This window comes from Mycolicibacterium chitae (assembly GCF_900637205.1).
Lineage (GTDB): Bacteria > Actinomycetota > Actinomycetes > Mycobacteriales > Mycobacteriaceae > Mycobacterium > Mycobacterium chitae.
Genome location: NZ_LR134355.1, coordinates 4,841,670 through 4,862,036, shown reverse-complemented (window position 1 = coordinate 4,862,036; position 20,367 = coordinate 4,841,670). Strand labels below are relative to the sequence as shown.

Annotated in this window: 16 protein-coding genes; 10 read left to right on the top strand and 6 right to left on the bottom strand. The window is 68.9% G+C overall.

The window, feature by feature from the left end; translation table 11 throughout:
• Nucleotides 1–30: 30 nt before the first annotated feature.
• The 3 genes from recC to recD are packed head-to-tail and all read left to right on the top strand — an operon-like array spanning nt 31 to nt 8,449.
• On the top strand, nt 31–3,372 hold the full coding sequence (recC, locus tag EL338_RS23270) for an exodeoxyribonuclease V subunit gamma (protein WP_126335899.1): 3,342 nt from the start codon (nt 31–33) through the stop codon (nt 3,370–3,372).
• The gene (locus EL338_RS23265) at nt 3,369–6,680 is read left to right on the top strand and encodes a UvrD-helicase domain-containing protein (RefSeq protein WP_126335898.1); all 3,312 of its coding nucleotides are present in this window, start codon (nt 3,369–3,371) and stop codon (nt 6,678–6,680) included. The genes recC and EL338_RS23265 overlap by 4 nt, the downstream gene beginning before the upstream one ends.
• The gene (gene recD, locus EL338_RS23260) at nt 6,677–8,449 is read left to right on the top strand and encodes an exodeoxyribonuclease V subunit alpha (RefSeq protein WP_126335897.1); all 1,773 of its coding nucleotides are present in this window, start codon (nt 6,677–6,679) and stop codon (nt 8,447–8,449) included. Before EL338_RS23265 ends, recD begins: the two co-directional genes overlap by 4 nt.
• Before the next feature lie 121 nt (nt 8,450–8,570).
• Here the strand turns inward: recD and EL338_RS23255 are convergent, their stop codons facing one another.
• From EL338_RS23255 to EL338_RS23230, 6 genes are all read right to left on the bottom strand, one after another.
• Nucleotides 8,571–9,578 carry an esterase family protein gene (locus EL338_RS23255; protein ID WP_126335896.1) on the bottom strand — a complete coding sequence of 336 codons (1,008 nt, stop codon included), beginning with the start codon at nt 9,576–9,578 and terminating at the stop codon, nt 8,571–8,573.
• A gap of 268 nt (nt 9,579–9,846) precedes the next feature.
• Nucleotides 9,847–10,398, bottom strand: a complete 552-nt coding sequence (locus EL338_RS23250; protein ID WP_126335895.1) for a hypothetical protein — start codon at nt 10,396–10,398, stop codon at nt 9,847–9,849.
• Between the two features lie 9 nt (nt 10,399–10,407).
• Complete coding sequence (locus tag EL338_RS23245) at nt 10,408–10,680, bottom strand: helix-turn-helix transcriptional regulator (protein WP_126335894.1); 273 nt, start codon at nt 10,678–10,680, stop codon at nt 10,408–10,410.
• A gap of 94 nt (nt 10,681–10,774) precedes the next feature.
• Nucleotides 10,775–11,596 (bottom strand): ABC transporter permease, encoded by an 822-nt coding sequence (locus EL338_RS23240; protein ID WP_126335893.1) that lies wholly within the window; start codon nt 11,594–11,596, stop codon nt 10,775–10,777.
• Nucleotides 11,586–12,398 carry an ATP-binding cassette domain-containing protein gene (locus tag EL338_RS23235; protein ID WP_126335892.1) on the bottom strand — a complete coding sequence of 271 codons (813 nt, stop codon included), beginning with the start codon at nt 12,396–12,398 and terminating at the stop codon, nt 11,586–11,588. Before EL338_RS23235 ends, EL338_RS23240 begins: the two co-directional genes overlap by 11 nt.
• Complete coding sequence (locus EL338_RS23230) at nt 12,395–12,859, bottom strand: MarR family winged helix-turn-helix transcriptional regulator (protein WP_126335891.1); 465 nt, start codon at nt 12,857–12,859, stop codon at nt 12,395–12,397. Before EL338_RS23230 ends, EL338_RS23235 begins: the two co-directional genes overlap by 4 nt.
• Nucleotides 12,860–13,060: 201 nt before the next feature.
• On the opposite strand from EL338_RS23230, the gene EL338_RS23225 reads away from it, so the two are divergent.
• The 7 genes from EL338_RS23225 (at nt 13,061) to EL338_RS23195 (ending at nt 20,322) form a co-directional block, all read left to right on the top strand.
• Entirely contained in the window at nt 13,061–13,585 is a 525-nt protein-coding gene (locus EL338_RS23225) for a hypothetical protein (RefSeq protein ID WP_126335890.1), read from the top strand.
• 383 nt (nt 13,586–13,968) lie between these two features.
• Entirely contained in the window at nt 13,969–14,631 is a 663-nt protein-coding gene (locus tag EL338_RS23220; RefSeq protein WP_126335889.1) for a hypothetical protein, read from the top strand.
• Nucleotides 14,628–15,215 carry a hypothetical protein gene (locus EL338_RS23215; RefSeq protein WP_126335888.1) on the top strand — a complete coding sequence of 196 codons (588 nt, stop codon included), beginning with the start codon at nt 14,628–14,630 and terminating at the stop codon, nt 15,213–15,215. The genes EL338_RS23220 and EL338_RS23215 overlap by 4 nt, the downstream gene beginning before the upstream one ends.
• Nucleotides 15,212–16,834: an ABC transporter substrate-binding protein gene (locus tag EL338_RS23210; RefSeq protein WP_126335887.1), complete on the top strand. Its 1,623-nt coding sequence runs from the start codon at nt 15,212–15,214 to the stop codon at nt 16,832–16,834. Before EL338_RS23215 ends, EL338_RS23210 begins: the two co-directional genes overlap by 4 nt.
• A gap of 46 nt (nt 16,835–16,880) precedes the next feature.
• Nucleotides 16,881–17,873: an ABC transporter permease gene (locus EL338_RS23205; protein WP_126335886.1), complete on the top strand. Its 993-nt coding sequence runs from the start codon at nt 16,881–16,883 to the stop codon at nt 17,871–17,873.
• Nucleotides 17,870–19,561, top strand: coding sequence for a dipeptide/oligopeptide/nickel ABC transporter permease/ATP-binding protein (locus EL338_RS23200; protein ID WP_126335885.1), 1,692 nt, complete (start codon nt 17,870–17,872; stop codon nt 19,559–19,561). Before EL338_RS23205 ends, EL338_RS23200 begins: the two co-directional genes overlap by 4 nt.
• Nucleotides 19,561–20,322 (top strand): ATP-binding cassette domain-containing protein, encoded by a 762-nt coding sequence (locus tag EL338_RS23195; RefSeq protein ID WP_126335884.1) that lies wholly within the window; start codon nt 19,561–19,563, stop codon nt 20,320–20,322. Before EL338_RS23200 ends, EL338_RS23195 begins: the two co-directional genes overlap by 1 nt.
• Nucleotides 20,323–20,367: the final 45 nt, after the last annotated feature.

The following is a 20,367-nucleotide window of genomic DNA, read 5'->3' as shown; positions in this document are numbered from 1 at the left end:
TGTCGGCGCCAGGCTCTACATTGGGCTGCGATGGCGCTCCACCTGCACCGTGCCGAACGCACGGATCTGCTCGCCGACGGGCTCGGCCGGCTGTTGGCCACGCCGTTGGCCGATCCGTTCGCCGAGGAACTGGTGCTGGTGCCCGCGCGCGGGGTGGAACGGTGGTTGTCGCAGCGGCTTTCGCATGTGTTGGGGCGGGGCGGCGGGAACGAGCCAGCGCGGGGGCGCGACGCCGACGGCGTGTGCGCCGGGGTGTCCTTCCGCTCCCCGCGCTCGCTGATCGCCGAGCTCACCGGCACCGCCGAGGCCGACCCGTGGTCCCCGGACAGCATGGTCTGGCCGCTGCTGGAGGTCGTCGACGCCGCGGCCGAGGAACCCTGGTGTCGGCCGCTGGCCGAGCACCTCGGGCACGGGCGCAGCGGGGAGGAGGCCGAGCTGCGGCTGGGCCGCCGATACGCCGTGGCGCGCCGGCTGGCGGGCCTGTTCGCGTCCTACGCCGCCCAGCGCCCGCAGCTGCTCATCGACTGGTGCAACGGCGCGGACACCGATGGCCTGGGCGCCGCCCTGGATGGTGACCTCACCTGGCAGCCGGAGCTGTGGCGCCAGCTGGTGCGCCGCGTGCCGGCCGACCCGCCGCACGTGCGCCACGAACAAACGCTGGCCGCGCTGCGGGAGCGGCCCGCGGCGCTGCCGCCGCGGCTCTCGCTGTTCGGTCAGACCCGGCTGGCGGCGACCGACCTCGAGCTGTTGGACGCCGTATCTACCCACCACGACGTGCACCTGTGGATTCCGCATCCCAGCGACGCCCTGTGGGCCACGCTGGCCGGGCGCCGCACCGGGCGGGTACGCCGCGGCGACGTGGATCTCGTCGAGACCGGCCACCCGCTGCTGCTCACTCTCGGCCGCGATGTCCGGGAGCTGCAGCAGTCGTTGCCCGAGACCGCGGTCGACGACGGGTTCCTCGGCGGCGCAACCAAACCCGATACGCTCCTGGGTTGGCTGCAGTCGGATCTGGCGGCCGATGCGGTGCGCCCGGAGGGCCGGACCTTCTGCGCCGATGACCGTTCGGTGCGGGTGCACGGCTGTCACGGACCGGCCCGCCAGATCGATGTGCTGCGGGATGTGTTGTTGGGTGCGCTCGCCGAGGACCCGACGCTGGAACCCCGCGACATCCTGGTGATGTGCCCCGACATCGACACGTTTGCGCCGCTGATCGTGGCGGGCTTCGGCCTCGGTGACGCCGGCGCGGGGTCAGACGGGACCGGCCACCCGGCGCACCGCCTCCGGGTCCGGTTGGCCGACCGCTCCCCGGTGCAGACCAACCCCCTGCTGGCGGTAACCGCGAGCCTGCTGGATCTGGTCGGCGGGCGCGCCACCGCCGGCGAGGTGCTCAACCTCGCCGCGGCCGCGCCGGTGCGCGCCCGGTTCGGCTTCACGGACGACGACCTGGACACCATCACCGAGTGGGTGCGCGACTCCGGCATCCGGTGGGGGTTCGATCAGGCGCACCGGGAACCGTTCGGGGTCGGCGCGTTCGTGCACAACACCTGGCGCTTCGGCGTGGACCGGGTGCTGTGCGGGGTCGCCATGTCCGACGACTCCCAGGACTGGCTGGGCATCACCCTGCCGCTCGACGACGTGGGCAGCAACCGCGTCGAACTTGCCGGGCGCTTCGCCGAATTCGTCGACCGGCTGCAGTGGACGGTGGACGCGCTGACCGGGACGCGGACCCTGGCCGAGTGGCTGGGTCTGCTCACCGACGGGGTGGGCCGGCTCACCCGCGTCGGCGCGGCTGACGGCTGGCAGTCGGGTCAGCTGCACAGCGAGTTCGCCGACATCGTCGCCGACGCCGGACCGCAGGCGTCGATCCTGCTGCGGCTCAACGATATCCGTTCGCTGCTGAAGCGCCGGCTGGCCGGCCGGCCGACCCGGGCGAACTTCCGCAGCGGCGGCCTGACGGTGTGCACCATGGTGCCCATGCGCTCGGTGCCCCATCGCGTGGTGTGTCTGGTGGGGCTCGACGACGGGGTGTTCCCCCGGGTCGGTGCGCCCGACGGCGACGACGTGCTGGCCCGCGATCCCGTGGTGGGCGAACGCGACATCCGGTCCGAGGACCGCCAGCTCCTGCTGGACGCCATCAGCGCGGCGGGGGAGAAGTTGGTGATCACCTACACCGGGGCCGACGAGTACACCGGGCAGTCCCGGCCACCGTGCGTGCCGCTGGCCGAGATCCTCGACGCCCTGGACCGCACGACGCCGGCGCCGGTGCGCAAGCACGTGCTGGTGGACCACCCGCTGCAGCCGTTCGACAGCCGCAACGTGACCCCCGGCGCGCTGGGCGAGCCGACGCCGTTCACCTTCGATCCCACGGCGCTGGTCGCCGCCGAGGCCGCCCGCGCCCCGGCGACCGAGCCGGCGACCGGGTTCCTGTCGGCACCGCTGGCCGCACCCGAACCCGGCGACGTCGCGCTCGAGGACCTGTTGAGCTTCTTCAACGACCCGGTCAAGGGTTTCTTTAGAAACTTCTCGGTGGCGTTGCCGTTCGACGCCGACGCCGTCGAGGACGCGATCCCGGTGGAGATCGACCAGCTGGCGTCGTGGGCCGTCGGCGACCGGATGCTCGACGACCTGCTGCGCGGCCGGGATCCGGACTGGGCCCTGCACGCCGAGTGGCGCCGCGGTCGCCTGCCGCCCGGCCAGCTGGGGTGGCGCAAGGCGCAGCGCACCCAGGAACTCGCGAAACGGCTGGCCGCCACCGCCTTCGAGTACCGGTCCGGTGACCCGCGGGCCGTCGACGTCGATCTGGACCTGGGCGCGGGTCGGCGGCTGACGGGCACGGTGAACCCGGTGTACGCCGAGCGCTACGTGTCGGTCACCTATTCGACCCTGGCGGCCAAACACGTTCTGCAGGCCTGGATCCGGTTGCTGGCGCTGGTCGCCGCCGCGCCGGAGGAGGACTGGACCGCGATCTGCATCGGCCGCCGCGGCGGCAACGGCGTCGCCGTGCGGGCGTTCGGCCGGCCCGAGCGGCCCGCGCAGGCGCTCCTGGCCCAGCTGGTGGCCATCTACGACGCGGGTCGCTGCGAGCCGGTTCCGTTGCCGCTGAAGACGTCCTACGCGTGGGCCGCCGCCCGCCACAACGGGTCCGACCCGAACCGCGCGGCCCTGTACGCGTGGAAGTCCGGCCGGTACCCCGGCGACGACGACGCCGCGGCGCACGCCCGGGCCTGGGGCTCGCGGGCCCCGCTGGACGTGCTGCTGGGTCCGCCCGCACCGGGCGAGGAGTTCGCCGGGGAGACCACCCGGCTCGGCGCCCTGGCCCGCCGGGTCTGGTCCCCGCTGCTGGCCGCCGAACAGCGGGTGGGCCGATGAAGCCCTTCGACCTGTTCGGGCCGCTACCCGCCGGCAACTCCACCACGGTGTTGGAGGCCAGCGCCGGCACCGGGAAGACGTTCGCCCTGGCGGCGCTGGTCACCCGCTACCTCGCCGAGGACGTCGCGACCCTGGACGAGATGCTGCTGATCACGTTCAGCCGCGCCGCCACCCGGGAACTGCGGGAGCGAATCCGGGCGCAGCTGGTGGAGGCCGTCGAGGCGTTCGACGCCCCGCCCGGCGCCGCGCCCGCCAACGACCTCATCGCCCATCTGCTGGCCGCCGCGCCGGACGAACTCGCCGCCCGGGCCCGGCGGCTGCGGCATGCCTTGGCGGACTTCGATTCCGCGACCATCGCCACCACCCACCAGTTCTGCCAGATCGTCCTCAAATCGCTGGGCGTGGCCGGCGACGGCGATCCCGATGTGCAGCTGGTGGATTCGCTGGATGACCTGATCGCCGAGATCGTCGACGACGTCTACCTGTCGCATTTCGGTCAGCAGAAGACGCTCCCGCCGATGACCCGGGAGGAGGCGCTCGAGCTGGCCCGCGCCGCCGTCGGGAACCCGGGGACGGAGGTCCGTCCCGTCGAGGCGGCACCGGACAGCGACGCCGCGGTCCGGCTGGACTTCGTGCGCCGCGTCCTCGACGAGATCGAACCCCGCAAGCGTCGGCTGCGGGTCCAGGGCTACGACGATCTGCTCAGCCGGCTGGCCGAGGCCCTGCGCGCCGATGACGCGCCCGCGCGGTCCCGGATGCGGCGGCGCTGGCGCATCGTGCTCGTCGACGAGTTCCAGGACACCGACCCGATCCAGTGGCAGGTGATCGAGCGGGCGTTCGCCGGTGCCAGCACCCTGGTGCTGATCGGCGATCCGAAGCAGGCCATCTATGCGTTCCGCGGCGGCGACATCGTCACCTATCTGGCCGCGGCCCACAGTGCGGGCGAGCGCCGCACGCTGGACACCAACTGGCGCAGCGACAAACCCCTCGTCGACGCCGTGCACGCGGTGCTGCGCTGTGCGCAACTCGGCGATGCGGACATCGTCGTCGGGGACGTCAGCGCCCACCACCAGACGCAGCGGCTCGCCGGCGCCCCGCGCAACGACCCGTTCCGGCTGCGGGTCGTCGGCCGTCCGCAATTCCGCAAACAGGACGACGACACCATCCCGATCGGCGACCTGCGCCCGTACATCGCCAAGGACCTGGCCGCCGACATCGCCGGATTGCTCAGCCACGAAACGACTTTCGACGGCGAGCGGGTGACGGCCCGCGACGTCGCGGTGATCGTGCAGAACCGGTGGGACGCCGCGCCGTGTCGGGAGGCGCTGGCCGCGCTGGGCATCTCCTCGGTGTACTCGGGGGACGCCGACGTGTTCGGTTCCGAGGCGGCCGCCGACTGGCTGTGCCTGATCGAGGCCATGGAGCAGACCCACCGTCCGGCGTTGGTCCGCGCCGCGGCGTTGACCAGCTTCTTCGGCGAGACGGGTAGCAGCCTGGCCGCCGGTGGCGACGCGCTGACCGACCGCATCGCGGAAACGTTGCGGGACTGGGCCGATCGGGTCCGCCGGCTGGGCGTCGCGGCGGTCTTCGAATCGGCCAACCTGGCCGGGATGGGACGCCGCGTGCTGGCCGGTCCGGGCGGCGCGCGGCTGATGACCGATCTGACGCATCTGGCCGATCTCCTGCAGGCGGCCGCGCACCGGGAGAACCTGTCGCTGCCCGCGCTGGCCGAACTGCTGCGCGGGCAGCGGGCGGCCGACACCGGCGCGGAACGCAACCGCCGGCTGGACAGCGAGACCGCCGCGGTCCAGATCATGACGTACTGGGGCAGCAAGGGTCTCGAGTTCCCGGTGGTCTATCTGCCCTTCATGTTCGACCGCCACATCAAGGCCGACGACCGGGTGCTGTTCCACGACGAGGAGGGACATCGGTGCCTGCACATCGGCGGTCCCGGCAGCCCGGGTTACGCCGAGGCCGCGCAGCGCGCCGCCGCGGAATCCGCCGGCGAGGTGCTGCGCCTGGCTTACGTGGCGCTGACCCGGGCCAAGGGACAGGTGGTGGCGTGGTGGGCGCCGTCGTGGAACGAGGTCAACGGCGGGCTGTCCCGGCTGCTGCGCGGGCGTCGGCCCGGTGCACCGATCGTGCCGGACAAATGCGAGGCCGGCATCACCGACGACGCGGCGCGGCGCCTGTTCACGGCGTGGCAGGACGCCGGTGGCCCGGTCGTCGAGGAGGCGGTCATCGCCGCCGCGTCGCCGCTGCGCCCGCCGGATCCGCCGGCGGGCCTGGCGGTCAGGACATTTGACCGGCACGTCGATCTGACCTGGCGGCGGACGTCGTACTCGGCACTGGTGCGGGCCTCGCACGAGGCCCCGACCGGGGTGGGCAGCGAACCGGAGGTGGCCGGCAAGGACGACGAGGTCGACGGCGCGGTGGGCTCGTCGTCGGAAAACCCGGTGACCGACGGGATTTTGTCGCCGATGGCCGAGCTTCCCGGGGGTGCGACCTTCGGTTCGCTGGTGCACGCGGTGCTCGAGACCGCCGATCCGTTCGCGGCCGATCTCGAGAAGGAGTTGGCCGACCACGTCGCCCGGCACTTCGCCTGGTGGCCGGTCGACGCGGAGGTCGCCGACATCGCCGCGGCGCTGGTGCCCCTGCACGACACCCCGCTGGGGCCGCTCGCGGCCGATCTGCGGCTGCGCGACATCGGCCTGCACGATCGCCTGCGTGAGCTGGATTTCGAAATCCCGTTGACCGGAGGGGATCTCACCGATGAGCTGACCACCGTCACGCTGGCCCAGGTGGGCGACCTGCTGGAGGCGCAACTGAGCCCGGAGGACCCGTTGCGCGGCTACGCCGAGCAGTTGCGCGCCCCGGCCCTGTCCGCGGCCACCCTGCGCGGTTATCTGTCGGGCTCCATCGACGCGGTACTGCGCATCCCGGACCCGGTCGTCGGGCACCGGTTCGTGGTCGTCGACTACAAGACCAACCGGCTGGGCGAGGGCGCGCGTCCGGTGGCCGCCGACTACGGCCATCCCCAGCTGGCCGCGGCCATGCTGCACTCCGACTATGTGCTGCAGGCGCTGCTGTACAGCGTTGTGCTGCACCGCTTCCTGCGCTGGCGGCTGCCCGACTACCAGCCCGAACAGCACTTCGGTGGGGTGCTGTACCTGTTCCTGCGCGGTATGTGCGGCGCGTCGACCCCGGTGGTCGACGGTCACCGCGCCGGTGTGTTCAGCTGGCGGCCGCCGGTGTCGTTGGTACTGGCTCTGTCCGATCTCCTCGATGGTGCGGCGGTGCCGCGATGACGGTGCCCGTGCCCGTGCCCGACGACGCGCTGCACTGGCGGCGCGCGGTGAACGCCGGCGGACTGCTGCGCGCGTTCAACGAGGCCGGTGTGCTCGACTCCGCGGATGTCCACGTGGCCACCCGCCTGACGATGCAGGCCGAGGAGAGCAGCGAAGCCGTCGCGTTGGCCGTCGCGCTGGCGGTGCGCGCGCTGCGGTTCGGTTCGGTGTGCGTGGACCTGCGCAGCGTGGCCGACGACCTCGACGACGGCGAGCAGCCCGAGCTGGCGTGGCCGGACCCCGAGGCGTGGCTGGCCGACCTGCGGCGCAGCCCGCTGCTCACCAAGCACACCGTGCTGCACCTCGAGCAAGAGCGGCTGCTGTACCTGGACCGCTACTGGCGCGAGGAGGAGCAGGTGTGCGCCGATCTGGTGGCGGCCCGACCTCTCCCGCCGCCGGTCGACGAGGCGGTGCTGGCCGACGGGCTGGACCGGGTGTTCCACCGGCCCGGCTCCGAGGAGCAGCGCCAGGCGGTGCGAATCGCGTTGTCGCAGTGGATCACCGTGCTCACCGGCGGCCCCGGCACCGGCAAGACCACGACCATCGCCGGGCTGCTGGCCCTGGTCGCCGAGCAGGCCGAGCGGGCCGGGGCGCGGCAGCCGCGCATCGCCCTGGCCGCACCCACCGGTAAGGCCGCCGCGCGGCTGCAGGAAGCGGTGCGCGCGGAGATCGGCCACCTCGGCGGGCCCGATCGCGCGCGGCTGGCCGGGCTGCAGGCGGTCACGCTGCACCGGCTGCTGGGCGCCCGGATGGACAGCTCCACGCGGTTCAAGCACCACCGCGGCAATCGGTTGCCGCACGACCTCATCGTCGTCGACGAGACGTCGATGGTCTCGCTGACCATGATGGCCCGGCTGCTCGAGGCGCTGCGCCCGGACACCCGGCTGATCCTGGTGGGCGACCCGGACCAGCTGGCCTCGGTCGAGGCCGGGGCGGTGCTGGCGGACCTGGTGGAGGGCCTGGGCGCGCGGACCGACGGCCAGATCGCGGAGCTGACCACAGCGCACCGCTTCGGGGCGCAGATCGGTCTGCTGGCCGGCGCCATTCGGGACGGCGACGCCGATCGCGTGCTGGAGCTCCTGGCGGGCGGCGGTGAGCACGTCGAGTTCGTCTGTACCGACGCGCCGACCGAACGGTTGCGGGAGATCCTCGTCCCGCACGCGCTGCAGGTCCGTGCGGCCGCCGCGGCCGGCGATGTGCCGCGCGCCTTCGCCGCCGTAGAGGCGCACCGCCTGCTGTGCGCGCACCGCGACGGCACCGTCGGTATCCGGCAGTGGAACCGCCAGGTCGAACGCTGGCTCTCGGAGCACACCGGCGAGTCCCTGTGGAGTGACTGGTATCTGGGCCGCCCGGTACTGGTCACGGCCAATGACTACGGGCTGGGCCTGTACAACGGGGACATGGGCGTGACCGTGTTCGCCGACGGTGCGCTGCGGGTGGCGATCGCCGGCGCCGAAAAGGTCCAGGATTTCGCCACCAGCCGACTGGCCGACGTCGAGACCATGCACGCCATGACCATTCACAAGAGCCAGGGCAGTCAGGCCGACGAGGTGACGGTGTTGCTACCGTCCGAGGACTCGCGGTTGCTGACTCGTGAGCTCTTCTACACCGCGGTTACCCGGGCCAAGTCCAAGGTGCGGGTGGTGGGCACCGAGGCCGAGGTCCGCGCGGCCCTCGCGCGACGAGTGGTGCGGGCCACGGGCCTGCGACAACGGCTGCGCGACAGTTGAGGTCCCGTCGGCGAGATCGACGAAATGCCGTACGGCACTAGCACTTTGTGGCCCAAAAGTGAGTTTGGGCGGAAATGACTGTGGCCCCCGCCGGAGCGGGGGCCACAGGGGGAATCATCGATCAGGCGGCGGGCGGCGCGCCGTTGAGCACCCGCTGCATGTCCGGGATCATCTGCTGCAGCTGCTGTCCCCAGTAGCCCCAGCTGTGGGTCCCGTTGGCCGGGAAGTTGAACACACCGTTGGTGCCACCGGCGGCCAGGTAGTTGTCGCGGAACGTGACGTTGGTCCGCAGCGTCAGGCCCTCCAGGAACTGTGCGGCCAGCAGATTACCGCCGTTGGTGCCCGCGTCGAGGTCCGACGGGTTACCGGTGCCGCAGTAGATCCAGATGCGGGTGTTGTTGGCGACCAGGCGGTTGATGTTGACCATCGGGTCGTTGCGCTTCCAGGCCGGATCCGACGACGGACCCCACATGCTGTTGGCATTGAATCCGCCGGCGTCGCTCATCGCCAGGCCGATCAGCGTCGGCCACCACCCCTCGGACGGGTTGAGGAAGCCGGACATCGAGCCCGCGTAGACAAACCGCTGCGGATGCCAGATCGCGTAGGTTAGCGCGGCCGCGCCGGCCATCGACAGACCCACGGCGGCGTTGCCGGTCTGCGAGATACCGCGGTTGGTGGCCAACCAGGCCGGCAGCTCCTGGGTCATGAACGTTTCCCACTTGTAGGTGTAGTCCTGACCGTTGCCCTGCGACGGCTGGTACCAGTCGGTGTAGAAGCTGGACTGGCCGCCGACGGGCATGATGGCCGACAACCCGGAGTTGTGGAACCACTCGAACGCCGGGGTGTTGATGTCCCAGCCGTTGAAGTCGTCCTGGGCCCGCAGACCGTCGAGCAGGTAGACCGCGTGCGGTCCGCCGCCCTGGAACTGGACTTTGATATCGCGCCCCATCGACGGTGACGGGACCATCAAGTATTCGACCGGCAGTCCCGGACGCGAGAACGCCCCTGCCGGTGCCGTTGCCCCGACAACCCCGAGCAGGCCGGGCAGCGCGGCGGCCGCGATGGCGGCGACTGACAGCCGGCGCAGGGATTCCTTTGCCGTACCGCGCAACTTCCGAACGAACTTCACGACTGCTCCTCCATGGTCGTAATTACAAGGATGTGTTACCTGTGTGACGCAAGTGAACCATGGGATTTCCAACGAACCGCCTGTCGAACCGCTGCGCGCGGTCGCGGTTGACTAACGATTGAGATTCACGCCGGAGGCCGAATCGTCACCGCGTTGTGACCCGCTGCGGCGTGTTTCTCAGCCTCGAAAGGGCGGGACGACCCGCGTTCGTGCAGGCCGACGCGGGGCTAGCAGATCGGGGGCGCCGCGGCGGTCACGGCCGAGGCGATCAGTCCTCGGCGACGGGATCCGGCCGCACCCAGGCCAGGATCATCGCGGGGGAGCAGCCGCCGATCAGCAGCACCGTCAGGACCATCAGGGCGCCGGCGTAGGCGACGTCCTCACCCGGGCCGAGGCCATGGATCGAGCCGATCAGCAGGTAGGCGATCGGGATCAGCATCAGATACTGCGTGAGGGTCAGGCCGATGGAGCGGGCGCTGTTGCGCTGGGCGATCTCGAACTCGTCGAGCGCGGCCTCGGGGGCATCACCTTGGCGGCCGGAGGCGATCTGCAGGGCGATCCAGGCCGGGAAGAACAGGGCGCAGGCCGGCAGCCACAGCAGCGCGGCCGTCTTGAACCCCACCGCGCACAGCACGGCCGTCGTCGCCATCACCAGGAACGACAGCGCCACGGCGAGCACCAACGAACGGCGTCGCCGGCGGGTGCGCCAGCGCGGCAGCGAGGTCGCCCAGTTCTGTTCGTATTTGAGGAAGCGTCTGGTGCGGTAGTCCTGGTAACGCTGCAGGATATTGCGGTTGTCGACGGTGGCCTGGTCGGGCATGTCGTCTCCTCAGTTTGCGGGCTTGCGTCCGTACACCTCGGCGGACAGCGGGGTGAACTCGGTGCGGGAGAACACCGCCTCGACCGGCAGGTCGAACACCGCGCAGATCCGAAACGCCAGGTCCAGGCTCGGATAGTGGTCGCCGCGTTCCAGCGCGCCGACCGTCTGCGGGTTTACCCCGATGCGGTTCGCCAAGTCGGCCCGGCTCATCTGCCGCTCGGCGCGCAGCACGCCGAGACGGTTGTAAATCGGGAGCGCCTCGCCCCGTCGAACCGGACTCATGCAACCAAGTGTTGGGAAAACCCAACGATCTGTCAACTGTTTCTACTGACCTCGGTGCGCTGGGTTGCGCTGAGCGCGCCCGCGCGCACCGAAATCACCGGACCAGGCGGCGCAGCAGCGCCGAGGCCGCGATGACGCCCAGGACCGCGGCGACCACCAGGACGGCCAGGTCCAGCACCATGTTCGACGGCGTCCCGAGCAGCAGGCCGCGCAGCGCGTTCACCTCGTAGCTCAGCGGATTGACCGCGGAGAGCCAGCGCAGCCACTCCGGCATGATCTCCACCGGGTACAGCGCGTTGGAGGCGAAGAACAGCGGAAAGGTGATGGCCTGACCGATGCCGATCAACCGGTCACGGTTGCGGACCAGCCCGGCCAGGGTCATCGACAGGCACGCGAAGAACGCCGAACCCAGCACCACCACGCCCATCGCCGCCAGGATGCGCAGCGGATTGGTCGTCAGCGCGACGCCCATCAGGTAGGCGATGGCCAATACTCCGATCACCTGCACGATCGAGCGCACCCCAGCGGCGGCTGCCTTGCCGGTGATGAGCGCCGCGGCCGGCGTCGGGGTCACCATGAGCTTGGCGAGGATGCCCGCGTCGCGGTCCCACACCAGCTGGATGCCGTAGAAGATCGAGATGAACAGCGCGGATTGCGCGATGATTCCAGGCGCCAGGAACGCCAGGTAGGACACCGAACCCGTCTCGATGATGCGCAGGTGCGAGAACGTCTGCCCGAAGATCAGCAGCCACAGCGCGGGTTGAATCAGGCGGATCAGCAGTTCGGTGCGGTCATGGCTCAGTTTCTGCAACTCGACGAGGGTGAGGGCACCGACCCGGTTCGCCCAGCCGCGCAGGCGGCGCCAACCGCGCGGGGCGCGAATCAAGTTGTGGGCCGGCTGGGAATCAGCTGACACGTCGGGCGGTCCTTCGGCTGGAGCGGATTTCACGCAGGCCGCGCTTGGAGGTGTCGTCGTCGAGCTGCGAGCCCGCGTAGTGCCGGAAGACGTCCTCGAGGCTGGCCTGCGGTCCCACCGTGGCCTTGAGCTCGTCGGGGGCGCCGACCGCCTGCAGCTGACCCCGATGCAGTAGTGCGACGCGGTCGCACAGGGCGTCGGCCTCTTCCATGTAGTGCGTGGTGAGCAGCACCGTCATGCCGTAGTCGTCTTGCATCTGCTGTACCTGCATCCAAACGTCGTCGCGGGCGATGGGATCCAGGCCGACGGTCGGTTCGTCGAGGATCAGCAGCGACGGCTGGTTGACCAGTGCCTGTGCCAGTTCGAGACGACGGACCATGCCGCCCGAGTATGTCGAGGCCGGCTTGTCGGCTGCCTCGGTGAGGTTCATCGCGGCCAGCGCATCCTCGACGCGACGGCTGCGGTGCCGGCGGGGCACGTCGTACAGGCGAGCGAACCACCGGACGTTCTGCCGCCCGGTCAGCGCGGACTCGATCGAGAGTTGTTGGGGGACATAGCCGATGTTGTAGCGGACGTCCATGGTCTGGCGCCGGGTGTCCAGGCCGAAGATCAGCACCTCGCCGTGCTGCGGGGGAGTCAGGGTGGTCAGCACTCGCACCGCCGTCGTCTTACCCGCCCCGTTGGGGCCGAGCAGTCCCATAGTCTCTCCGCGACGGACCTGAAGGCTCAGGTCGTCGACGGCGGTGAAATCGCCGTAGCGGTGGGTGAGGTTGCGGCAGTCGATGGCCAGCGCGTCAGTCATCGAGGTTGTTCGTCGTTGAGGATTCTGGTCATCTTGCCGAGAACGGCCAATCCCTCTGTAAGCACGTCGATCTCATCGTTGGAAAGCTGATCGAGAATCCCCGCCAGGGCTGCGCGCCGGGCTTGGCGGGTCTCGTCGGCGATGCGCTGCGCGTCGGTGCTGAGCCGCAGCCGGCCCACACGCCGGTCCGTCGGATCCACCTCGCGGAGCACCAGACCGTCACCGGACAGCTTTGAGACCAGCGTGGAGGCGGTGTTGGCCGCCAGGCCCAGTTCGGCCGCGGCGGCGCTGACCGAGATGCCGGGCTGTCGGCCGATGAGCCGCACTAGGTCGGCTTGCGACTCGGGTAATCCAGCGGAGTCGAAGGCGCGCCCGGCTGAGCGGCGCATTTGGCGTCGGAAGCGCCCGACGGTGTCGAAAATGTCTGCTGCGACTTCTGCGTGGGCGGCCACGTCTGGCATAATACCTCTGAGGCAGAGCTATCTCGCAGTTGGTTCGGTATGGGCATGCCTGGGAAGGAGCTGCGCGGCCGTCCGTCCTGAATCCATGCCTGCCGGATGGAGATGCGATTGCTTAGTTCCTGCTGTTCCCCGCGCGCCGTCGGCCGTCGGCGTAGCGACGTTCGACAACGTGAAATCCCATGACACACAAGAAGGAATTACATGTCATACCCTGATACCGCGCCTCTGACAGTCACCGAGGGTGGCCAGCCAATCCAGTTCACCTTCGGTGAGATGTTGAGATACCACGGCTTCGGCTTTCCGGGTGGGGTGGCCCATGCGTTCAAGGTCATGGAGCGTGGCTTCCCGTTGCTGGACGACGGCAAAGCGCCCGAACGGGGTGATCTCTCGATCGAAACCGCTTTTCCCGGCCCGGGCGGCCGTGACGCATTCGAGATAGTCACCCGGGTTGTCACCGGAGGGCGCTACGACGTCGACGTCGCTCTGGCTGGTGACGATGTTCTGCAGAGTCCGAAGGGAAAGTATCTTTTCCGGCTGAAGTACCGGGGCCGCACCGTCGATCTCACGTTGCGTCCCGGGCTGGTTGCCGACGAATTCATCACGCTGGCACGAAAAGAAGGGCGCAGTCCTGAAGAAGAAGAGCGCCTGGTCTGGCTTAAAAAAGATATGGCACAACGTCTTCTGAGTCACCCGGCCGAGGAGGTCTACGACGCCACCGTTCGGTGATGTGATTCAGCGCTGAAAGCTGTCCGCCGAGCGTTGGACTTGTTGGGGCAGTGAGTTATTGGTCGGGGGCCGCGGCCGTCCCATCGATGGTGCGTCGCGGCGCCCGACCTTCCGCGCTCTGACCGTGCAAGTGGCGAGGTTTGGGTTCGGCCTTGCTGTCGGCGAGCACCAGTTTGTTCTTCGTTTCGGCGTTCGATTTGTGCCGCAACGATTTCCGGTCGAACCCAGATTGATGACATGTTCGACGCGAGGTACCTGTCCGAGGTCTGTGCGCGCTAGTTCTATTGCGTCTGAGCACCTTTCGTTCTTAGGAAGGGGTGGCCAGGGCGCCTGTTCACGTGCTAAACAGGATAGGTATGGCTCGCCTAACCTAAGGAATTGACTTGACTTGTTACCTCAGGCTGCATGAGGTAGCCATCGCGGTGCACCCGACGCCTGCTCAGGGCGAGGGAGCCGAGACGGACTGGGATGAGATCGGCCGATTATGGACCCTCGCGGGCGGGGTCGACGGCCGCGATGCCGCGCTCGACGCGATGCCGGTGACGCTGGTCGACATGGACGATTTGCCCGACGCCGACCTGGAGGGGTTTGCCGGTCTCGTCATCGCGGGCCGCGCCGACCAACTGCTGCTTGCCGGAATGAAACAGCGCATCGCCGCCCTTCTCGGCCGTGGTGGCGCCGTCGTGTTCAGCGGTCAGCTCGCCGAAGACTGGCTGCCCGAGGCCACGACATTCGAATGGCACCAAGACAAAGCGGACACGACGGGACCGCCGAGACTCGCCGACCACCCCGTGTTTTCTGGTGTTGACCCCGAAGAACTCGGGCATTCATTTCTCTACGCCAACGGTTGGCATCGTCCACCCGCGGGAGCCGAGGTGATCGCGTGGCGAGGCGACGGGACACCGGGCGCCTACGTCGCGAGAGCGGGGGCCGGCACGGTTCTGGTGCACAGTGGCAACAACCTGATCGCGAACGGTGTCACCACCACCACGGCGGCACGGATCATGCCGCAGCTGGTCCAATGGATCGCGGGCACCAGCCGATGACCGGCCTCGTTGCGCTGACCAGCGGATCGGCCGCAGAAACCGCGACATTCGCCGAGCCCCGGCACCGGGCGCATCTCGATGCGGTGGTCTACACGGGTGCGACGGGAAACTCGATCGACGACGCGGCAGCAGTCTGGGTGCCCGAGGGCACCCCCAAACGCCGGTTGTCCCGACTGGCTCCGCAGCTCGAAGCGCTGCTGGGTCGCGGGGGGATCGTGCTGATGTTCGGGGAACAGCAGGGGGGATGGCCGCGTTCGCTGCGCTGGACCTTCCGTCCCGTCGGCGGGGCCGGAAAGACCCGCGTCGGCGGGGCGTGGTTGGGCACTGAGGTAGGTGCTGCGGCGCAGGCCCTGCACCACCACGGTGTGCTCGAAGCGCCCGACGGGGCCGAGATCTTGCTCGCCGCGCCGGACGGGCCGGCCGTCGCCTACCTGCACCGACCGACCTCAGGAGGCACGCTGATGGTCAGCACCATCGATCCTCTCGCTCACTACGGCCACACCCGGGCGCCCGCCAGTGCGCGGTTCCTGGCCGCATTCCTGCCCTGGGTCACAACGACCCTGCTGCCCGGGAGTCTGCGATGAAGCGCCGGTGGGCCGCGGCGATCGCCGTGTCGGCGCTCCTGGCGGGCGGATGTGCAGATAAGGGCGCAGGACCCGGCACAGGCCCGGAGGCGCTCGACCGGCTCACCGTGGCGATCCCACTGGACGTCGGCCCGGTCAACATCTTCGTCGAGCACGAGGAATGGATCAGCGAGCTGGTCTACGACAAGCTCGTCGCGCCGTCCCCGTTCGTCGACGACCCGCAGCCGTGGCTGGCCTCGGAGGTCACCATGGTCGACCCCAGCACCTGGGAGGTCACCGTCCGCGACGACGTCACCTGGCATGACGGTGAGCCGTTCACCGCCGCCGATGTGGAGTTCACCTTCGCTTATGCCCAAGAGGCCGACACCGGACGCTGGACCCACCACGTCACGACTATTCCCGAGATCACCTCGACGACCCAGATCGATGCAGACACCGTCCGTTTCGAGTGCGCGTTCCCGTGCCCGGAGCTGGGCACGGTGACGCTTGCCGATCTCCCGATCCTGCCCAAACACATCTGGTCGCAGATCCCGCCGGAGACGGTCAAGGAGGTCACCGCGCTGCCGGTTGGCACCGGCCCTTACCGGCTTGCCGAGTACGACCCCATCACCGGCTACCGGTTCACCGCGTTCAACGAGTATTTCGGTGGCGCGCCGCGGGTCAACGAGCTGGTGATGACGGTCATCGAAGACCCCTCCGCCACGTTCACCGCACTGCGCTCGGGTGAGATCGACGTGGCCGCCCGTCAGGTTCCGCCTGAGTTGCTGGACGTGTTCGAGGCCTCCCCGACGGTCGAGGTCGTGAACACCACCCCGCTGGAGCAGGTCGACCTCCGGATGAACTACACGAGACCGATGTTCGCCGATGACAGGGTTCGCAGCGCGGTGTCACTGGCGCTGAACAAGGAGGAGCTGCTCGAGGTCGTTGTGTTGGGTCGTGGCCGCGCGGCGACGCTGGGACGGATGCATCCCGACTCGCCGTGGGCAGATCCAGAGGCCTCCACGCCGACCGACCCGAATCGAGCACGCGCGATCCTCGATGAAGCCGGCTACCGCGACGTCGACGGAGACGGCCTGCGGGAGAGTCCCGACGGCAGCCCCATCGCGCTCACTGTGGAGGTGAACGGCGCCGAACCGACGCAGGTGCGTGCTGCCGAGGTGGTTGCCGAACAGCTCGGGGAAGTCGGCCTCGCAGTCGCGGTGAGGCCACTGGACGCCGGGCGGCATGCCGCCTCCGGCAAGGAGATGGAGACCTTCGACCTGCTGGTACGGGATGGAGTGCCCCACACCGTGGCCGACCCCACGCAGTACGTGCTGAGCCTGTTCTCGGGCTCCTCCTGGAACCTCGACGAGTATCCATATCCGGAACTCGAGCAAAAGATCGACAGCTGGAAGCAGACCGCCACGTTGGAAGATCGGCGTGAGGCCGGCTTCGAGATCCAGCGACTGTTGAACGAGGTACCGCCGGTGGTTGCGCTCTACCACCCCGACAAGTACTTCGCCTACCGGACCGGTAGCTACGCCGGGTTCGTCGACTCACCGGGGTACGGCATCATGCACAAATGGTCGTTGATTCCGCGCGACACCGCCGAGGCGGCCAACGCTGTGGTGACGCCGTGAGGCACCTGTATCTCCCCGACGAAGCGCGGAAGATGGCCCCGGCGGGATGAAGTCCGGCCGGCTACTGGCGAGGATCGGCCAGTACGCGCTGGTGTTGTGGGCCGCGGCCACACTGAATTTCGCCCTGCCACATCTTTCCCAGGGCGATCCGATCGTCTACCTCTACGGCGAGAACGGTGATCTGGCACCGGAACTGTTGGAAGAACTCCGCGCAAACTACGGGTTGGACCGGCCCATCCTCGAACAGTACGGCGCGTTCTGGGCCGATTTGGTACGGGGCGACCTGGGCACATCGGTGGAGTTCAACCGACCGGTGGTCGACATCCTGCTGGACTACCTACCTTGGACCGTTGCGCTGGCCGCCGTATCGATCCTGCTGGCTTTCCTCATCGGCAACCTCTTGGGTGCCTGGGCAGCGTGGCGGCGGGGCACCCGACGTGACGCCGGCGCAGTCGTCGCCGTTCTCTTGGTGGACGCGATGCCGGCTTTCTGGATCGGCATGATCCTTGTTGCAGTATTCGCAGTTCAACTCGGCGTCTTCCCCTCCTACGGAGCCGCGGCGATCGACGGCAGGGGTATCGGGTGGTTTGCTGACGTGGCCGCTCGGATGGTGTTGCCGGTGGCCACCATGGTGGTGGCGACGCTCGGTGGGTTCTTCCTGCTGGCCAGAGCTGCGATGGTGACCGTCCTGGATGAGCCGTTCGTCCGCCTCGCCCGGGCAAAGGGCCTCTCCGAGCGGCGGATCGTGCTCCGCCATGCATGGCGTAACGCGTTGCTGCCGGTGTATACCAACGTGACCCTTGCGGTGGGGGCCCTATTGTCCGGCAGTGTCGTCGTCGAGACGGTGTTTGCCTATCCGGGTATCGGCCGGTTGATGTTCAATGCGGTCACAGCGAGGGACTACCCCCTGCTTCAAGGCGGTTTCCTGGTCATCACAGTCGGAATCGTGGCGGCGAATGTGCTGGCTGACCTCACCTATCCGATACTCGACCCCCGGGTGCGGCCCGAACAGCGTGCGTCTGGGGTGGCGGTGCCATGAGCGGCCCCGTTGACGTGGGGAACAACAGCTCTCGACGGTTCGCGATAGTGGGGCTTGCGATCCTGGGGGTGTTGGCGTTGGTCGCCGCTATGGCGCCGCTGTTGGCCCCCTACGACCCATCCGATCGGGTGGGTCGCCCGTTTGCGTCCCCGTCGGCCGAGCATTTGCTGGGCACCAACGACGTGGGTCACGATCTCCTGTCCGAGCTGATCTACGGTTCGCGGATTTCGTTGCTTGTCGGAATCGTTGCGGCCCTGGCGGCGACGATCATCGGCGCGGCCGTGGGGCTGCTCGCGGGCTATCTGCGCGGCTGGGTCGATACCGCATTGATGCGGTTTGTCGACGTGGTGTTGGCACTGCCGGTGCTGCCGCTGACCATCGTCATCGGGGTGTTCGCCGGACCCGGCCTGATCACCCAGATCCTCGTCATCAGCGCCGTGATCTGGGCGGGGGTCGCGCGCGAGTTGCGAGCGCAGGTGTTGTCCCTGCGCGAACACGACCATATCCAGGCGCTGCGCGCCATGGGTGCCGGAGCGAGTCACGTCTTGCCGCGACACGTCTTACCGGCAGTTGCACCGCTGCTGGTGCCGCAATTCGTCCTGGCGACCAAGGCCGCAATCCTACTGGAGGCATCGCTGTCTTTCCTCGGACTCGGTGACGCGACGGCCAAAAGTTGGGGTGCCATGCTTTCCATCGCGCATGCCCGCAGTGCGTTCCTCACCGACGCGTGGTTGTGGTGGGTAATCCCGCCGGGCCTCGCCATCGCGATCACGGTCATGGCGTTCGCACTGCTCGGTTATGCCTTCGAGGAACGTGCCCGGCCGTCGCTGCGCGACCGTGTGCCGCCCCGATCGGCCGTAGCCGTCGCTGCGGAACCTCCCAATCTGGATGCGCCGCCGCTGGCGATCGACAAGTTGACGGTCGAGTACCGGTCGGACCGGAGTGTGGTCACCGCCGTGGACGAAGTGAGCCTCACCGTCGGCCCAGGTGAGTTGGTGGGCTTGGTCGGGGCCTCCGGAAGCGGCAAGTCCACCGTCGCCGCAGCCGCAATCGGCTTGGTGCCTCCGGCGGCGACATTGAGCGGCGGCGCCGTATCGGTGCAGGGCCGGGACCTGGCGACACTCTCGGGCGACGAGTTGCGAGCATTGCGCGGCGACAGGATCGCGCTCGTCCCGCAAGAGGCGATGAGTGCGCTCAACCCGGTGCGTACCGTTCGCGCCCAGCTCGTTGAGGCTATCCGCGCGCACCGAGCGGTCCCGCGAGCCGCAGCGCGAGCCCGCGCTGACGAGCTGTTCGAACTGGTGGGGCTCGACCCCCAGCGAGCTGGAAAGTACCCGCACCAGTTCTCCGGAGGCATGTGCCAGCGCGTCGTGATCGCGATGGCGCTGGCCAACGACCCGGCCGTGGTGATCGCGGATGAACCGACAAGCGGGCTCGACCCTCTCATCGAGGTCGAGGTGCTCGAACTACTCAACGAACTTCGTCGCCGGCTGCATCTTGCGTTGTTGGTCGTGTCGCACGATCTGAATGTCGTCGAGCGGATCGCCGACCGAATCGCGGTGATGCAGGACGGGCGAATCGTCGAGGTCGGCCCCGCCGCACGAGTACTCGCCGAACCCGCGCATCCCTACACCCGGGGTCTGGTTAACGCGGTGCCGCGTCTGACGACTGCGGAAGCGTCACGGTGATGGAGGCGCAGACACCTACCCTGGATGTCACAGGGTTGAGCGTGAGCTTCGGTGAGATTCGCGCCGTCGAAAGCGTCCATCTGGAGATCGCAGCGGGGGAAGTGGTGGGTCTAGTCGGTGGATCTGGTGTCGGCAAGTCGACCGTCGCTCGCGCTGTCGCCGGACTGGTGACGCCAGACTCCGGGAGCATCCGGCTGGACGGGGTCGATCTCGTTGGACTGCCCCGGCGGGTCGCTCGACGCCACCGAAGGCGGTTGCACCTGGTGTTCCAGAACCCCTATGCGGCTCTGCCGCCCACGTTGCGTGTCGCTGACATAGTGGCCGAACCGCTGGTCATCCACCGCATCGGTACCCGGGAGGAACGCCGGGAAATAGCCGGCGATGCTTTGACCGCCGTTCGCCTAGATTCGCGCTACCTCACCCGGTATCCGCACCAGCTCTCCGGCGGAGAGCGGCAACGCGTCGCGTTTGCCAGGGCGCTGGTGACCCGGCCCGGGTTGGTACTTGCCGACGAGCCCACCCGGATGCTTGATGCGGCGCTGCGCCGCGACATGGTCGACCTGATCCGCGATCTCGCCGACTCCACAGGAGTAGCGATTCTGCACATCACCCACGACCTCGCTCTCGTCGAGCGAGCTTGCCAACGCGTAGTCGTCATGCAGCAAGGGCGCGTCGTCGAGCACGGACGCACCGCGGAATTGCTCCACTCGCCCCAGCATCCGTATACGGCCGCACTCATCGCTGCCGCTCAACGCGCCTGAGTGCCTATCGATTTGGGTGCGCCTGGTTGCGGTGGGCGCGCCTGC

Coding starts and splice junctions, on each gene's coding strand:
- recC (WP_126335899.1), top strand. CDS start 31: ATGGCGCTCCACCTGCACCGTGCCGAACGCACGGATCTGCTCGCCGAC.
- EL338_RS23265 (WP_126335898.1), top strand. CDS start 3,369: ATGAAGCCCTTCGACCTGTTCGGGCCGCTACCCGCCGGCAACTCCACC.
- recD (WP_126335897.1), top strand. CDS start 6,677: ATGACGGTGCCCGTGCCCGTGCCCGACGACGCGCTGCACTGGCGGCGC.
- EL338_RS23250 (WP_126335895.1), bottom strand. CDS start 10,398: ATGCCCGACCAGGCCACCGTCGACAACCGCAATATCCTGCAGCGTTAC.
- EL338_RS23245 (WP_126335894.1), bottom strand. CDS start 10,680: ATGAGTCCGGTTCGACGGGGCGAGGCGCTCCCGATTTACAACCGTCTC.
- EL338_RS23235 (WP_126335892.1), bottom strand. CDS start 12,398: ATGACTGACGCGCTGGCCATCGACTGCCGCAACCTCACCCACCGCTAC.
- EL338_RS23230 (WP_126335891.1), bottom strand. CDS start 12,859: ATGCCAGACGTGGCCGCCCACGCAGAAGTCGCAGCAGACATTTTCGAC.
- EL338_RS23225 (WP_126335890.1), top strand. CDS start 13,061: ATGTCATACCCTGATACCGCGCCTCTGACAGTCACCGAGGGTGGCCAG.
- EL338_RS23215 (WP_126335888.1), top strand. CDS start 14,628: ATGACCGGCCTCGTTGCGCTGACCAGCGGATCGGCCGCAGAAACCGCG.
- EL338_RS23210 (WP_126335887.1), top strand. CDS start 15,212: ATGAAGCGCCGGTGGGCCGCGGCGATCGCCGTGTCGGCGCTCCTGGCG.
- EL338_RS23205 (WP_126335886.1), top strand. CDS start 16,881: ATGAAGTCCGGCCGGCTACTGGCGAGGATCGGCCAGTACGCGCTGGTG.
- EL338_RS23200 (WP_126335885.1), top strand. CDS start 17,870: ATGAGCGGCCCCGTTGACGTGGGGAACAACAGCTCTCGACGGTTCGCG.
- EL338_RS23195 (WP_126335884.1), top strand. CDS start 19,561: ATGGAGGCGCAGACACCTACCCTGGATGTCACAGGGTTGAGCGTGAGC.